Genomic DNA, 16,137 nt, shown 5'->3' on the forward strand with positions numbered 1-16,137 from the left:
TGGTTTGTCGAGTCGATCGCCTCGCAGGTGCTGGTGATTTTTGTCATTCGCACCCGGCGCAACCCGCTGCGCAGCCACCCGAACCGCTGGCTGGTGCTGACCTCGCTGGGCGTGGTGGCCACGGCCTTGTGGCTGCCGTTCACGCCGCTGGCGCCGTACCTGGGTTTCATGCCGCTGCCCCTGTCTTTTTTTGGTTTGCTCAGCGCCTTGCTGATCGCGTACCTGGTCATGGTTGAAGGGGGGAAACAATGGTTTTACAAACGACTGATGAAGGCCTGACGGCCGCGCAAGCGGCGCAGCGTCTGCAAGACGACGGCCCCAACGCCTTGCCGGGCGACCAGCGACGCGGCTTGCGCGCCATCGTGCTGGAGACCTTGCACGAGCCGATGTTCATGCTGCTGCTGGCTGCGGGCGTGCTGTACCTGGTGTTGGGTGATTTGCAGGAAGGCATTATTTTGTTTGGTCTGGTGCTGGTGGTGCTCGCCCTCACGCTGTACCAGGAGGGCAAGACCGAGCAGGCGATGGCCGCCTTGCGCGACCTCACCAGTCCGCGGGCGCTGGTGCTGCGCGATGGCCAGCCGCTGCGCATTGCCGGCAGCGACGTGGTGTGCGGCGATATTTTGTTGCTGGCCGAGGGCGACCGCATCCCGGCCGACGCCACCCTGATCAGTGGCAACGAAGTGCAGGTGGACGAGTCCTTGCTGACCGGTGAGGCGGTGCCGGTCAGCAAGGTGGCCAGCGTCGAACCGCTGCTTCAAGGCGCTGCCGAGCCCGCGCCGCGACCGGGGGGTGACGGCCTGGCGTGTCTGTTTTCGGGCACGCTGCTGGTCCGTGGGCATGGCACCGCGCGCATCACGGCCACCGGCCCGCGCAGCGAGATCGGGCGCATTGGCAGCGCGCTGGAGACCCTGACCCCGGAGCGCTCGCCGCTTAAAAAGCAGACCGCCCGGTTGGTGAAGGTGCTGGCCATCATCGCCTTGAGTGCCAGCCTGTTCATGGTGGCGGCCTATGGGCTGATTCGCGGCGACTGGTGGGGTGCACTGCTGGCGGGCATTGCGCTGGCGATGGCCTTGCTGCCGCAGGAATTTACCGTGGTGCTGACGGTACTGCCGGCGCTGGGTGCTTGGCGCTTGTCCAAACAAAACGTGCTGACCCGGCGCATCGCCGCGATCGAGACGCTGGGCGCTACTTCGGTGCTGTGCGTGGACAAGACCGGCACCCTGACTGAAAACCGCATGACCGTGGTCGAACTCTATGTGCAGGACCATGGCGACGCCGCGGGCGAGCGCCTGGTGATGGATTACGCCGCCGCCACCATGTTGCCCGAGACCTTTCACACGCTGGTTGAATTCTCGATTTTGGCCAGCATGGCCGACCCGTTTGACCCGATGGAGAAAGCCTTTCACCGGCTCGGTCAGCACTTTTTGGCCGACACCGAGCATTTGCACCGCGACTGGACCCTGGTCCATGAGTACGGACTGACGACCGCCTTGCGCGCCATGTCGCATGTCTGGAAAGCCCTGGACGGTGACGCCCATGTGGTGGCGGCCAAGGGCGCGCCGGAAGCGATCGTGGATTTATGCCATCTGGACGCTGCCACCCAAGCGCGTATCGGGCTTGCTGTGGACACGATGGCAGCGCAGGGTTTGCGCGTGCTGGGGGTAGCGCAAGCACGGTACATGGGCGACCAATGGCCCGCCATTGAGCATGATTTTGAGTTCGAATTCATCGGTTTGCTCGGGCTGGCCGACCCGCTGCGGGCTGAGATACCGGCGGCGGTGGCCCAATGCCGCAGCGCGGGTATCCGGGTCGTGATGATCACCGGTGACTACCCGGCCACCGCCCGCGCCATTGCCGCTCAGGCGCAACTGGCCGATGGCGATGTGCTGACCGGCGACGAGATGGCCGCGCTGAGCGAGGCCGAATTGCAAACCCGCATGAAAACCGTGAGCGTTTGCGCCCGCATTGCACCGGAGCAAAAGCTGCGCATCGTGCAGGCGCTCAAGGCCAACGGCGAGATCGTTGCCATGACCGGCGATGGCGTCAACGACGCCCCGGCGCTCAAGGCCGCCCACGTTGGCGTGGCAATGGGCGGGCGCGGCACCGATGTGGCGCGGGAAGCCGCTTCGCTGGTGTTGCTGGACGATAACTTTGCCTCGATCGTGCGGGCGGTGCGGCTGGGGCGGCGCATTTTTGACAACCTGCGCAAATCCATGTCCTACATCCTGGCGGTGCATGTGCCGATTGCCGGCATGGCGCTGCTCCCCGTGCTGCTGGGTTGGCCCACCGTGCTGTTCCCGTTGCACATTGCCTTCCTGGAATTGGTGATCGACCCGGCGTGTTCGATGGTGTTTGAGAACGAGCCGTCCGAGGCTGATGTGATGCAGCGCCCACCCCGCGATGCCCAGGCCCGGCTGTTTGGTGGCATGACGCTGGCGCTGGCATTATTCCTTGGCTTGGGCGCGCTGGGGGTGGTGATGGGGGCCTACGTCTGGTCTTCTAGTTGGTTGACCGAACCGGCGGCCCGGGCCTTTGCCTTCACCACGCTGGTCACCGGCAACCTGGCGCTGATCTTTTCCAACCGCTCGCGCACCGGTTCCTTGTGGGCTTCGTTGCAGGTGCCCAACCGCACGCTCTGGATGGTGACCGGGCTGACGTTGGGTTTTCTGGGTTTGGTCATTTACCAGCCCTGGCTGGCGCGACTGTTCTTTTTTGAGCCGATGGCGCTCAAGGATCTGCTGCTGGCGCTGGTGTTGGGCTGGGTCAGTGTGCTCTGGTTTGAGGCTGTGAAGCTGAGTCGCCGTTTGGCATCGCGCTAGTCAACTCAGGTGGTTGGCCCGCAGTGTGGCGATCTTCTCCAGGCTGATGATGATCTTTATTTTTTCGGCGTTGACGGGGGCTCGAATCGCAAACCGTCCATCGCTGGTGTCGCGGTAGAGGTACTTGCTCAGTGGGGTGCCTGCTGCATTGACGAGGATCGCCACATGCGGCTGGTTGGCGCGCAAGCCCCGGGCGATGACGATGGCAACGTCGCCATTGGCCAACTGCACATAGGTGCCGGGCGGGTAAAACCCAACGGCGGTGGCCATGGCCGAGCCAAGCTTTTCGGTTTCAGCGGCCTCGCCCGCTAACAGCACCTTGACGGCCCCCAGCGGCGACATGGCGAGCCGCGTTTTTCGAGGGGCCATTTTGGCGACAAAACTGTCTGCCATGCGCAGGATGCGGCGACTGGCCAAGTTGCGTGCCAGGCCATTGGCTTCGTCCGGGTCATGGTGCCAGCGCACGATGTCGAGCTGGTCTTCGTCGGTGATGCCAATGCCTTGCAGTATTTCATGCCCCAAAGGCGAGTGGTTATTGATGAGCTGGCGCTGGTCGTAGGTGGGGGCTTCGCTTTGGCGGGCCAGCGCACCTTGGGTTCGGGCCATACCGATGTTCATGGTCAGGGCGGCGCGAAACAACGCTCGTCGGGCGCTTGCGGCCATACCCAGTTTTTCGGTAGTTAGCTCGCACACTACCGCTGTCAGCAAGCCGTGGGTGGCGCTGTAGCCCAGGGTCAAATCGGTGAGCGCCTGAAACAGGATAAAAAGCCCGTCTTCCGGGTCGTTCGCCAGGAGTTCAAGCGCGCGCTGCTCAATGTCTTCAAGTCGTGGCAAAGGGTTCAAGGACGTGGCGCCCTGGTACAGCAAGCCGAGCAATATTTCCTGCAAATCAAGCCAGCCTGCGCGCGCTTCCCGGCTCACTTGGTAATCACTGGCCAATATTTCGCTGGGCATGCAGGCGCGGGCAATGATCTCTACCGGCACCCCCTCTTCGATCAGGGCGTTGATCTTTCGCTGGTAACTTTTTTGCCAGGCCTCAGCGTCAAAGTCGGAGATGGCTGCGCTGCGAGCGCGCAGCAAGTCTTTGTGGTGCTCCGAGGTGATGGTTTGCCCGCGTCGCAGGAGCAAAACGCCGTTGTCTGCCCACACATCGACCGGCAGGATTTGCCCGATTTCAATCAAGTCCAGCGGTAGCGGTGTGTACTTCATCAATCTGACACCGACACAAGCACCGGCACGCGCGGGGCCAGTGCACACATGAGCTCGTAACCAACGGTGCCGCCGGCGAAGGCCACTTCATCAATCGACAATACCGATCCTTGGGTTGCGCGACCCCACAAAGTTACCTCGCTGCCAAAACCGGCGTTGGGCACGGGGGTGAGGTCAACGGTGAGCATGTCCATGCTCACGCGCCCCACGGTGCGGGTTCGTACGCCATTCACCAGCACTGGCGTGCCGGTGGGGCACGAACGGGGATATCCGTCGGCATAGCCGCAGGCCACGACGCCCAGATGAAGCGGTCGGTCTGCTACAAAGTTTGAGCCATATCCGACTGTAGCCCCCGTCTCTATTGCCTGAGTAGCTATAATTTTGCTAGTGAGTGTCATGCCGGGTTGCAGACCCCAATGGTCGGCGTTGTGCTCGGGGAAGTCAGGCGCGCTGCCGTAAATGGCAATGCCGGGGCGAACCCAGTCGGAGGCAACCCGGGTGTCGGGGTGGGCGCTGGCCTCAATAGCCGTGACGTTGTGGCGCAATGTGGCCGCGCTGTTGCTCAGGGAGCGCTCGCCCGGCAGATCGCGGGTGACTTCGGCAAATACCGCCATTTGTTCGTCCACGCCGCGCGCGCCGTCGGCGTCGCTGAAGTGGGTGATCAGCGATATTTCATCGACTTGGGGCAGGGCGTTCAGGCGGGTCCAGGCGGCCCGATAGCGCTGCGGCGTGAAGCCGAGGCGGTTCATGCCCGAGTTCATTTTCAGGAATACCCGGTGCGGCACATTGGTTTTGTGGGTGGCGAGCATGTCAATCTGCTCGTTGCAGTGCACCGTGTGCCACAGGTCCAGGCGCGAACACAGCTCCAGGTCGCGCAGCTCAAACACGCCCTCCAACAGCAAGATCGGACCGCGCCAGCCCAGAGCCCGCACGCGGCGAGCCTCTTCGAGGTCGAGCAGGGCAAAGCCATCGGCGGCGCGTAGCCCTTCAAACACTCGTTCAATGCCGTGGCCGTAGGCGTCGGCTTTAACAATCGCCCATACCCGGGCATCGGGTGCGGCCTCACGGGTGCGCGCCAGATTGTGGCGAAGGGCGTCGGTGTGGATGGTGGCGTGAATCGGACGAGGCATGTGTGCAATAGGGGTTGGCGAGAGTATGTCTTTATTTTGACACCACGGGGCCGTGCTATAACCCCCGTATCGAGTGGAGACTTAAAACAAAAACCCCCGTGTCAGAGCCTCTGATGCGCGACTAAAGACAATGAAACGCGGCTTCTTTATCATCATGTCAGCGCAGTTTTTCAGCTCGCTGGCCGACAACGCGCTGTTCGTCACGGCCGTTCAGTTATTGAGAGGCAGCAAAGCGCCCGAGTGGCAACAAGCCGCCCTGGTGCCAATGTTTGCGCTTTTTTATGTAATTTTGGCGCCTTTTGTTGGCGCTTTTGCAGATTCCCTGCCCAAAGGCCGGGTCATGTTGTTCAGCAACTTCATCAAGGTGGGGGGCTGTTTGATGATGCTATTTGGCTCCCATCCCCTGATGGCTTACGCCGTGGTGGGTTTGGGCGCGGCAGCTTATTCGCCGGCCAAATACGGCATCCTGACCGAATTGCTGCCCGCTTCGCAGTTGGTCAAGGCCAACGGATGGATTGAGGGCCTGACTATCGCCTCCATCATTCTGGGCGTCTTGCTGGGTGGTCAACTGGTGGGGCCGGTGTTGTCGCCGATATTGCTGTCGTTTGATTTCCCCTTCATTAACACCAGCGTGGACACTCCGCCTGAAGCCGCCATCAGCGTGCTGATATTTGTGTACTTCCTGGCGGCGTGGTTCAACACCCACATTCCGCACACCGGCGTTGAAATGCGCCCGCTGCCCAAGCACATGGCTTCGCTGTTGCCTGATTTTTGGACTTGCAACGCCCGTCTGTGGCGCGACAAGCTGGGTCAGATTTCTCTCGCTGCCACCACCTTGATCTGGGGTGTGGCAGGCAATTTGCGCTTTATTGTGCTGGCGTGGGCCGCTGCTGCGCTGGGCTACACCGTGACGCAGGCGTCGGCTTTGCAAGGTGTGGTGGCGATCGGCATGGCGGTGGGCGCGGTGGTCGCGTCGATGCGCATGCGTCTGGAAGACGGCCCTCGGGTCATTACGCTCGGTATTGGCATGGGCTTGCTGATCATCATGCTCATATTTATTTCCAACGTCTGGGTGGCGGCGCCATTTTTGATTTTGCTGGGCGCCCTGGGCGGCTTTCTGGTGGTGCCGATGAACGCACTCTTGCAGCACCGGGGCCACAACCTGATGGGCGCCGGACGCAGCATTGCGGTGCAAAACTTCAATGAACAGGCCTGCATCCTGTCGTTGGGCGCGGCCTACAGCCTGTCCACCGGGTTGGGGCTGCCGACCTTTGCCGCCATCACGGCGTTCGGTCTGGTCATTGCAGGGTTCATGTTCCTGATCAAGCGCTGGCATGCGAGCAACTGCGTGAAGCACCGTTCCGAGGTTGAACACTTGCTGGCCATCGCCCGCGATGACCATCGTCACGGTGCCGAACCGGTGGCCGACCCCGCGCACCCCCATCCCCATCCGCATCACCGCAAAGTGGACATCGATACTTTAGACAAGCCTGCTGGCTGATGCCCAACAAAGCGATTGCAGCCGCAGCGCTGACGCTGAACGCCTTTGTCTGGGGTGTTTCCTGGTGGCCTTTTCGGGCCCTGCAAGACCACGGCTTGCATCCTTTGTGGTCCACGGCGCTGATTTACATTTTTGGTTTGGTGTGCCTGTGGTTCTGGAAGCCGAAGGCCTGGCGCGGTTTCTTGCAACACCCCCAGTTGTGGTGGCTGGTGCTCGCCGCTGGCCTGACCAATGTCGGCTTCAACTGGGCCGTCACGGTGGGCGATGTGGTGCGGGTGGTGCTGTTGTTTTACCTGATGCCTGCCTGGGTGGTATTGCTGGCCTGGCCGCTGCTGGGAGAAAAGCCGACGCAGGGTTCCATGTTGCGCCTGGTGCTGGCACTGGCGGGCGTCGTGATCGTGCTCAAAACCCCTGAATCGCCCTGGCCGGTTCCCGAGAGCCTGGCCGACTGGCTGGCGTTGATGGGTGGCTTTTGCTTTGCGTTGACCAATATCCTGCTGCGCAAACTCAACCACACCCCGAGCGAGACGCGCATGTTGTCCATGTTTGGCGGCGGCGCGGTCATGGCCGCCCTGGCCGCCGGTATCGGGATGAATGCGGGTCTGGTCACGGCGCCGCCAGCGCCGCAATGGGCCTGGGCCGGGTTGGCACTGTTCATCAGCCTGGCTTTTCTGGTGGGTAACCTGGCCTTGCAGTACGGTGCTGCTCATTTGAGTGCCAGCGCCACCTCGCTCATCATGTTGTCTGAAGTGGTGTTTGCCAGTGTGTCCTCGGTGGTGCTGGGCACCGGCGAGTTGTCCACGCGCACGCTGTTGGGCGGCGGCTTGATCCTTTTGGCCTCACTGCTGTCAGTGGTGACTTTTGGCAAGCGGTAGCTTTCAGCCTGAAGTGAGACACTGAACGCCACTTTTTTAGACTTGGAGCGCCCATGAGCACTGTGTACGACTTTGAAGCCCTGCAAATCAACGGCAAATCAGTTTCCTTGAGCGACTACAAGGGGAAGGTTATGTTGATCGTCAACACCGCCAGCGCCTGTGGCTTCACGCCGCAATTTGCCGGGCTGGAAGCGCTGCATAAAACCTATGCCCGGGAGGGCCTGGCGGTGCTGGGCTTCCCGTGCAACCAGTTTGGCGCGCAGGACGCCGGTAGCAATGACGAGATCGCTGAGTTTTGCCAGTTGAATTACGGCGTCAGTTTCCCCATGATGGCCAAGATTGAGGTCAATGGCGCCAACGCCAATCCGCTGTACCGTTGGTTGTCTGCCGAAGCGCCTGGGTTGCTGGGCAGCAAGTCTATCAAGTGGAACTTCACCAAGTTTCTGGTCGACAAGGAGGGGCACGTTCTCAAACGCTACGCCCCGACCGATACCCCGGCCAGCCTGGCGCTGGACATTGAGGCGGCACTGGCGTCGTGAGCGGGGGGAGCAGGCGCCGTCACAGGTGTGACGCGGGCGCGCGCATGCAGTCGGGCAGCTCACTGGTTGGCTTGCCCACAACCTGGAGCATGCGCTGTGCGGCGGGCAGACCCTGTTTTGCAGCGGCATGAAACAAGAAGGCCGCCATGGCGTCGTTGCGTGCCACGCCCCGACCTTGGGCATACATCCAGCCCAGGTTGTACTGTGATTGCGGGTCGCCCAGTCGGGCGCTCCTGCAGTAGAGCGAGGCTGCCAACGCAAGGTTACGCGCCACGCCTTCGCCATGCTCATTGGCGATGGCCGCGTGGCGAAGCTGGGTGGCAAGGCTGCTGGCTTGGGCGCTGTCCTCGGCCGGTGCCGGGTTTGAGGATTCCGTCAACAAATGGTCCAGTATGGGCAGCGAAAGAGGTAAATTATTCAGATGCATACCCAAAGTGTCTGCGCTGACAATGGTCTGGACTTTGAGGAATATCAGCATTAGGTTGATAAATTTACTTGTATTTAAACAAATTTCAACAAATAAAACCCTTGTTAATGCTCTTGCGTCTGTGAGCCGCTGTGCAAAGGGTTGCAAATCACCGCCCGCCTTCTCCCACCAGCGCATAAGGTGCCCAGAACGCCGGGTGTGCAAACTGAGGTTGCGCCATCACCTTGAGCATGGACTGGCGCAGACTCTCAGCCCGGCGCGCACCGGGGTTGGTCATCTGGTGGGCAAAGGTGCCGGTGGTCAGCAGACTGGCGGAATCGCTCTCAACGGACCAGTGCGTGACCAGCAGGCTGCGTGAGCCAGCATAAAAGAAGCCGCGTGCCAGACCGCTCAGTGCTTCTTCGGCCCGGCCATCGGCCGCCGCCGTGTTGCAGGCCGACAGCACCACCCAGTCGGCATTGAGCTTGAGGCCCAGCACATCTTCCAAGGTCAACAGCGGTGCCAGTGGGTCCGTGTCTTCAGCGCCATTGGCAGCCAGGGCGAGCGCTGGTTGGCGCAAGTTGGGCAGGTCACCGGGCACCAGGCCGTGAGTGGCAAACACAAGCACGCGGCGCTGAGCCAGTTGGCCGCTCTGGCTCATTTGAAGCACACTTTCGCGGTGGGCGTCTTTGCCAAAGCGGGTGTCTTTTTGTTTGTCGGCCTTGAGCAAGGCGGCGATCGACTCCACTTCGGCGCGGGTTTCTGGCAGCGCCGGAATTTGCGAATATTGAAGGGCATGGCTCGCCACTTCTTCAGATAAATTCACGGCGGCTGCCCGTGTCAGGCTGATGTTGCGCGTGCTGGCCACCTGCGCGACTTGGGCTGCATCAAACAGCGGGTCGCCCCAACCCATGAAAGCTTGTGCGGCGGGCTTGAGCTGGTTGAGTTGCTTGAGCGCCATCCAGGCGCTGGCGCCGGGTACATGGCTGATGGCCAATTGCTGGATCAGCCATGGCGCCTGCGCTGGTGGGCCGGCATAAGGCGCGGTCACCAGCGCCGCCATGGGAATCTGCGCCAGCGCACCCGAGGTCGAGACGATCAGGTGCTTTTTACCAGACAGCGAATCCGCCAGCGGCTTGAATAAAGCGGTATACAACGCGCCGGCGGCGGCAAAGTTATAGGTGGGCGCTCGGGTGCCCAGGCCCGCCACATCGAGCGTGGCACGAAGGCTTTGCACCAGCTTGGCCACGTCCACCTCGGTCAATGCAGAATGCGCGCCCACCACACCGTGTTGGCGGTCAATAGCCCAAACGTAGGTGCCTAGCGAGGTGCTCAGGGTCTGCACAAAAACCTCGTCATCACCGAGTTGGGCTGCAATCTCTTTCACGGTGGGTGGATGGGGCCGAACCATTTGTTCGTATTGTGGGAATGCCTTGCGAATTTGCAGATGCAACTGCTGGCGTTGCTGTGACAACTGGGCCACGCGCTGGCGCATCTGATCTGCCACTTGCGGCGTCTGGAGGTCGCTGGCCTGGGTCGATTGCTGGTTCATGTAGCGGTACAGCACGTCAAGCTCACGCTGAATGTCCTGCTCGCTGCGCAGCAGTTCCTGCAGTTGGGGGTCGGGGAAGCGGGTGCGCTGGGCGACATCGCTCAGGGCCTGCTGCACCGAACTGCCAGAGAGCCATTCGGCCATGGCAAAACCGCGCGCCAGTGCGGACGCATCAGCGCTGTCGCCGAGCGCCTTGAGGTAGGCTTCGGCAATGCTTTTGCGCGCCAGTTTGCGCAAACCCTGTTCTTCGAAGCCGGCGGCGGTGCCCTGGGGTGTCATCAAATTGGGCAGAGCGGAGTTGAAGTGCGCCAAGCCTTCGGTAGGTTTACCGTTCTCCCAAAGGGCCCAAGCCAGCAGGCCTTCCGTCAATGCGGTGGTGAAGTGGTCGGCACCAAAGAGTTGTTGCTGTCGTTGCCAAGTGGTATCCAGAAGTGTTTGAGCCTCAGCCCATTTTTGCAATTTGAGCAGCACCAGCGCGCGGGTTAAAGGGTTGCGGGTAATTAGGCGGGCTTCGGGGCTAAGCTGAATGGGGAGATCGACAGCCTCCATTTTTTGCCAGGCCTCGCGCCACCGTCCTTGTCCGGCAATGGCGGTTTGCTCGGTCACTTGGGCGACCAGCAGCGGCACTGAGGTGGCCGAAGCGCCGACCTTGCGCATGGTCTCGACGCCTTTACTGGACCAGAATTCGGCTTCGCGGAAACGTCCCTCTGCCACGCGAAGGCTGCCCAGAGTGCCGTACAGGTTGGCCATCAAATGCATGGACACGGCGCCACTGGCGAGTGTTTCAAGTCCTTGTTTGAGGCTTTGGTCGGCGTCAAACAAAGCGCCACGGGCGTTGTGGGCGCGTGCTTGGCGCGTCAGTGCGTTGACCAGATCGTTGCGCGCAAAAAAACTTCTGCGCTCGTCAATTTGGCTCCCCAAGTCCACGCTGCGCCGCGCTGAAGCCACTGCCAGAGTGGCTGATTGGGCGGCGTTTTCGTACTGTGAAGAGTAAGTTTGAAGCTCAGCCTTGACCGAGTAGACGCTGGCTTCTGTGCGGGCCAGTTGATATTGCTGGCCCAATTTTTTGCCGCGAATCAGGCTGCGAAAATCGCTGAGCGCGGCTTCAGACTCAGCCATGAAGCGCTTGGATTGCGTTGTGTCGGCCTTGAGCTGCAACGATTTAAAGGCCATTTCGGCCAGCATGTGCGCACGTTTGGGCTTGGGGGCCAGTTCAACCGCTTTTTGCGCATACGGAAAATACTCAGCGAGGTGGCCTTGGCGAACTTGGATGCCCGCCATTTGCCAGTAGCCGTTCCAATCGTCGGGCAAGGCGGCGATCCAGTTGCGGGAAAACTGTTCGCTGAGCGCCAGATCATCCTGGCGCTCACTCAACACCTTGCGACTCTGGAAAAATTCTTCAAGCTGGCTGCGCGGCACGCCCACCGGGGCTGGCTCAAGAATTTTCAGCCTGCTAGCGTCCTTCTCCTGCGCGCTCAGAGTTTGGGTGGTGACCGATTCAAATTCGTCGTTGGCTTGCGCGAAGACGCTCTGGCCCAGCAACAAGCTGGCCACCAGCAGCGAGCCGCCCACCCAGCCGTGCAGCCGCTTCATGGGACTAACGCGGAATGGAACTGAGGCGGGCTGCTGCGTCACGCAGGCAAGTCGCGGTGGTGTCCCAGTCGATGCAGGCATCGGTGATGGAAACGCCATAACGCAGGTCTTGCGGCTTGCCCAATTTCTGGTTGCCCTCAAACAGGTTGGACTCCAGCATCACGCCCTTGATAGCGCGGTTGCCATCGGCAATCTGGTGCACCACGTCTTTGAGCACCAGCGTTTGAAGGGCGTGGTTTTTGCGCGAGTTGGCATGGCTGCAATCGACCACGATATTGACGGGTAATTTGGCGGCGGTCAGGGCCGCCTCGGCCTCGGCCACGGCCACCGAATCGTAATTGGGCACGGCACCGCCGCGCAAAATCAAATGCCCAAACGCGTTGCCCCGGGTGTGCGTGATCGCCACTTGTCCGTCACCGTTGATGCCCAAAAACGAATGCGGCTGCGCGGCGGACAGCATGGCGTTCAAGGCTACTTCCAGATTTCCATCGGTGCCGTTCTTGAAACCGACCGGGCTCGACAGCCCGCTGGCCAGTTCGCGGTGGGTCTGACTCTCGGTGGTGCGCGCGCCGATGGCACTCCAGGCAATCAGGTCGCCCAGGTACTGCGGTGTGATCGGGTCGAGCGCCTCGGTGCCACACGGCAGGCCCATGTCGTTCAGGTCAATCAGCAAGCGCCGCGCAGCGCGGAGTCCCTCTTCAATGAGGAACGAGTCGTCCATGCGCGGGTCGTTGATCAGGCCTTTCCAACCGACGGTGGTACGAGGTTTCTCGAAATAAACGCGCATCACGATGAAGAGCTGATCTTTCAGTTCTTCCGCCAGCGCTTTGAGGCGTTGGGCGTAGTCCATGGCAGCAGCAATGTCGTGGATTGAGCACGGTCCCACCACTACCAGCAGTCGCGGGTCGCGTCCACTCAGGATGTTGGCCAGTGCGTCTCGCGCCATGCTCACCGTCCGGGTGGCCTGGGTGCTGGCTGGAATCTCGTCATGCAGTTGGGTGGGGGACATCAGGGTGTGCTGCGACACCACGTTCAGGTTTTCAAGGGCGGTGGGGAAGGTCATGGCGGAGTCCAATGGTCGATGCAAAAGGGCTAATCCTACCGGCATCCGGTCTGCGTCGTGAGCCGGGTTAAATCTGGCGTGAACTGATTGGCCGTTTTATGCATTACAGGGTGGGACAGAAAACTTGCTAACGACTTCATTGAAGCGTAGCCCTGCGGCCACCGCAAAAAACCTCACCACCCCCAACGGGTAGTTGACCCTTTGACCCACTTGCGCTGCGTTTTTTCGATCAAACTGTTACGAAAACCAAGCAAGGATAGGGATATCACTTAATCTTAATGAGACAGTACCCTGCATAATGAAAGGGTTGCACTTCAGACGTGAATCCGCCGACCAACAAAACGAGATAGGTTATCCAAAATGTCCAAGCCAGAAACTATATCAAGCGCCGAATGGATGAAAAAATCAGAAAGTCTGTTGAACAAAATGGAAAATACAGCGTATAAATCTGCTGCATATTTTCATGCCAAAGAAGAGTTGATGGCTCACCTTGGAAGTAAAGCCTCTGTCTTGCTTGAAGACGACGAAGATGAAGTTGTCGAGTGGTCGATGACGGGGCCCGCCCCCATCATGTAATCACAACTCTTTGTCAGTCGCCTTGCGTGATTGAAAAAGAGTGCCCTTTATCGCCAGCGGTCCGCCGCCAGTGGCATCCAGTAACAAAGAACTTGGTCGCGTATTCAAACGGTTTTGTTTCGGTCGTGGAGGCTGGCCCAAAGAGTTGCTTCGCTGCCCCACTGCTGTACTGCAGACATCGTTGATCCTTCGATGAAGTTCAACAGCCCCTCCCAGAATGTTCAGCGCTGTTTTGGTTAAATGCCGAAATGTTTATGCAAAATAAGCCTGTAGACCCCGTACTACCTGCGCTAGCAGCTATTTTTTTAGGAGCGTTTTAAAAGCGCTTGGTCCAGCACCTCGATCCAATGGCGCACCGGGGTGGCGGTGCCGCTTTGCAGGTGCGTGATGCAGCCGATGTTGGCGGAGACGATCACGTCCGGCGGGGTGGCGCCAAAAGTCTCGTTCAAGTGGCCCAGTTTGCGGTCGCGCAGCTGGTACGACAAGTCGGGGTTCAGCACCGAGTAGGTGCCTGCCGAGCCGCAACACAGGTGTGCCTCGCAGCCTGTCACCTTGATGTTGAAACCGAGTTCGCCCAGGTATTTTTCGACGCCGCCGCGCAGTTGCTGGCCGTGCTGTAGCGTGCAGGGCGGGTGAAAGGCGATGGTGCGCTGCGCGGCTTCGTCGCGGCTGAGCGCGTCGCGGTGCGGGAGTTGGTCGCGCAACTTTTCGCTGAGTTCGGGCAGCCACTCGCTCACATCTTTGGTGAGTTCGCTGATCTGCGCGGCTTTGGCAGCGTAGGCCGGGTCGTCTTGCAGGATGTGGCCGTAGTCCTTGACCATGACGCCGCAGCCCGATGCGTTCATGACGATGCCCTCGACGCCTGCGGTGTCGGCGCTGCCTTGCACATGCGGCCACCAGGCGTCGATGTTGGCGCGCATCTCCGCCTTGCCGCCATCCTGGTCGTTCAGGTGAAACTTGACCGCACCACAGCAACCGGCCTTGGGCACGACCACGCATTGCACCCCGATGGCATCAAAAACGCGGGCGGTGGCGCTGTTGATGTTGGGCGCCATCGCGGGTTGCGCGCAGCCGAGCAGTATCAGCACCTTGCGGGCGTGCGTGGCGGTCGGCCAGTCGCCTGCGGCCTGTTTGGGCGGTACTTTGTTTTTCAGCGCCGTGGACATGAGTGGGCGCACCAGTTGGCCCAGCGCCATGGCGGGCGCAAACAACGGTGACGGCAGGCCTTCTTTGAGCGCCCAGCGCAGGGCGCGCTCACCCATCGGGCGCGGTACTTTGGCGTCGACCAGCTTGCGGCCAATGTCGAGCAAATGGCCGTAGTCCACGCCCGACGGGCAGGTGCTTTCGCAATTTCGGCAGGTCAGGCAGCGGTCAAGATGCACCTGAGTTTTGCGCGTCGGCGTGGCGCCTTCGAGCACTTGCTTCATCAGGTAGATGCGCCCGCGCGGCCCGTCGAGTTCATCGCCGAGCAATTGGTAGGTGGGGCAGGTGGCGGTACAAAAACCGCAGTGAACACACTTGCGCAGAATAGCTTCAGCGGCATCGCCGTCAGCGGTGCCTTTGTATTCGGGGGCGAGATTGGTTTGCATGGTCTTAAAGTGTTGGGGGCAGAGCTTGCGCACTGCGTGTCGCTGCGGTCTTTCCCGAAAGGGCTTAAAACTCGGGGTACATCCGGCCACGGCTGAAGATGCCCGCGGGGTCAAACTCGTTTTTAAGGCGCTGGTGAATATGCGCCAGCGCCGGGGTTAATGCATTAAATCGACCTGTAGCCCCCGTATTATCTGTGCTAGTAGCTATAAATAGCGTAGCAGTTCCGCCGACGGCTGCGGCTGCCTGGCGCAGCTGGGTTTGTGCCGACAGGGGCGCCCAGAGCCAGCGCTGAGCGCCATGCCACTCGATGAACTGCGCAAACGGCAGCTTCAATGCGACAGCAGTTTGAGGTACCGACAAACGCCACAGACACAAGTCAGGCGCCGGCACCTTAAAAAACGGCAGGGTCTGGTTGCGGCAGGCATCCCAATCGGGGCCAGCTTGCGCGTTGTCCATTCGAACCGCGTCGCCTCCGAGGGTCTGCACGTCGGCCATCAGGCGCGGCAAAGCCGCATCGACCGCCGCTACAGCACCACGCAGGCGCACAAATAAATAGTCGCGAGGTGGGGTGGCGCTGTCGTCATGGACCCAGCAACTGGCGTTCAGGGGCAAGGGCTGGCCGCCCCAGCGGTTGAGCAAATCCAGTGCGGCTTGTTGCGCGATGCCGCCACACATCAGCGTGGCTTCCGCCGGGGCTACCGGCAGCACTTTGAGAGAGATTTCAGTCAGCACGCCTAGCGCGCCCAGAGCGCCGACCATCAGGCGCGAGACGTCGTAACCCGCCACGTTCTTCATCACCTGGCCGCCGAACGTCAGCAATTCGCCTTTGCCGTTGATAAGCTGGACGCCCAGCACGTAGTCGCGCACCGATCCTGCGCTGGCGCGGGCCGGGCCACTTAAGCCCGCAGCCACCATGCCGCCGACCGTGGCGGTGCTCGGATGGGTCTCAGTAGCGCCAAAGTGCGGCGGCTCAAACGCCAGGCACTGGCCTTTCTCGGCCAGCACCGCTTCCAGTTCCATAAGCGACGTGCCGGTACGAGCGGTCACGACCAGCTCTGTGGGCTCGTAACTGGTGATGCCGCTGAGCGCAGTCAAGTCGAGCAAGTCGCCTTGCAGCGACTCGCCATAAAAGTCCTTGCTGCCGCCGCCGCGTGGGCGCAAAGGGGTGCGGGCAGCGACCGCGGCGTGAATACGGTCGGTGATCTGGCGAAGCGAGGTGTCAAAAGATTGCATGCGCCAAATGGTAAGGGGCCGCGAGGGCCCCTGGTTTGAATTTTTTGAAAG

The 16,137-nt window shown here is 60.9% G+C and carries 12 protein-coding genes and 1 pseudogene; 6 read left to right on the top strand and 7 right to left on the bottom strand.

Features of this window, described 5'->3' with window-relative positions; all coding sequences use genetic code 11:
* Positions 1–279: cation transporting ATPase C-terminal domain-containing protein (locus WCG50_RS07350; protein ID WP_336898938.1), on the top strand; the 279-nt coding region annotated here is incomplete at its 5' end.
* A complete protein-coding gene (locus WCG50_RS07355) occupies positions 249–2,819 on the top strand; it encodes a cation-translocating P-type ATPase (protein WP_336898939.1) in 2,571 nt (856 codons plus the stop codon). The genes WCG50_RS07350 and WCG50_RS07355, both read left to right, overlap by 31 nt.
* Here WCG50_RS07355 and WCG50_RS07360 read toward each other — a convergent pair whose 3' ends face one another.
* Positions 2,820–4,028 carry a hypothetical protein gene (locus WCG50_RS07360; RefSeq protein ID WP_336898940.1) on the bottom strand — a complete coding sequence of 403 codons (1,209 nt, stop codon included), beginning with the start codon at positions 4,026–4,028 and terminating at the stop codon, positions 2,820–2,822.
* Positions 4,028–5,158, bottom strand: coding sequence for an alanine racemase (alr, locus tag WCG50_RS07365; RefSeq protein ID WP_336898941.1), 1,131 nt, complete (start codon positions 5,156–5,158; stop codon positions 4,028–4,030). Before alr ends, WCG50_RS07360 begins: the two co-directional genes overlap by 1 nt.
* A gap of 130 nt (positions 5,159–5,288) precedes the next feature.
* Between alr and lplT the strand changes: the two are divergent.
* From lplT to WCG50_RS07380, 3 genes and pseudogenes are all read left to right on the top strand, one after another.
* Positions 5,289–6,566 (top strand): annotated as a pseudogene (lplT, locus tag WCG50_RS07370) (lysophospholipid transporter LplT); the annotation flags it as partial.
* A 92-nt stretch (positions 6,567–6,658) separates the two neighbouring features.
* Positions 6,659–7,534 carry a DMT family transporter gene (locus WCG50_RS07375; protein ID WP_336898942.1) on the top strand — a complete coding sequence of 292 codons (876 nt, stop codon included), beginning with the start codon at positions 6,659–6,661 and terminating at the stop codon, positions 7,532–7,534.
* A 53-nt stretch (positions 7,535–7,587) separates the two neighbouring features.
* Positions 7,588–8,073 carry a glutathione peroxidase gene (locus WCG50_RS07380; protein ID WP_336898943.1) on the top strand — a complete coding sequence of 162 codons (486 nt, stop codon included), beginning with the start codon at positions 7,588–7,590 and terminating at the stop codon, positions 8,071–8,073.
* 19 nt (positions 8,074–8,092) lie between these two features.
* On the opposite strand, the gene WCG50_RS07385 is transcribed toward WCG50_RS07380, so the two are convergent.
* The 3 genes from WCG50_RS07385 to WCG50_RS07395 form a co-directional block, all read right to left on the bottom strand.
* Positions 8,093–8,452: a hypothetical protein gene (locus WCG50_RS07385; RefSeq protein ID WP_336898944.1), complete on the bottom strand. Its 360-nt coding sequence runs from the start codon at positions 8,450–8,452 to the stop codon at positions 8,093–8,095.
* Positions 8,453–8,648: 196 nt separating this feature from the next.
* The gene (locus WCG50_RS07390) at positions 8,649–11,624 is read right to left on the bottom strand and encodes a CHAT domain-containing tetratricopeptide repeat protein (protein WP_336898945.1); all 2,976 of its coding nucleotides are present in this window, start codon (positions 11,622–11,624) and stop codon (positions 8,649–8,651) included.
* A 4-nt stretch (positions 11,625–11,628) separates the two neighbouring features.
* A complete protein-coding gene (locus WCG50_RS07395) occupies positions 11,629–12,687 on the bottom strand; it encodes a 3-deoxy-7-phosphoheptulonate synthase (RefSeq protein WP_336898946.1) in 1,059 nt (352 codons plus the stop codon).
* 360 nt (positions 12,688–13,047) lie between these two features.
* On the opposite strand from WCG50_RS07395, the gene WCG50_RS07400 reads away from it, so the two are divergent.
* A complete protein-coding gene (locus WCG50_RS07400; protein WP_336898947.1) occupies positions 13,048–13,263 on the top strand; it encodes a hypothetical protein in 216 nt (71 codons plus the stop codon).
* Positions 13,264–13,568: 305 nt separating this feature from the next.
* Here the strand turns inward: WCG50_RS07400 and glcF are convergent, their stop codons facing one another.
* Both glcF and glcE read right to left on the bottom strand, forming a co-directional pair.
* Complete coding sequence (gene glcF, locus WCG50_RS07405; RefSeq protein WP_336898948.1) at positions 13,569–14,852, bottom strand: glycolate oxidase subunit GlcF; 1,284 nt, start codon at positions 14,850–14,852, stop codon at positions 13,569–13,571.
* 64 nt (positions 14,853–14,916) lie between these two features.
* Positions 14,917–16,086: a glycolate oxidase subunit GlcE gene (gene glcE / locus WCG50_RS07410; protein WP_336898949.1), complete on the bottom strand. Its 1,170-nt coding sequence runs from the start codon at positions 16,084–16,086 to the stop codon at positions 14,917–14,919.
* Positions 16,087–16,137: the final 51 nt, after the last annotated feature.

The sequence above is a fragment of the Rhodoferax sp. genome (assembly GCF_037143375.1).
GTDB lineage: Bacteria > Pseudomonadota > Gammaproteobacteria > Burkholderiales > Burkholderiaceae_C > Rhodoferax.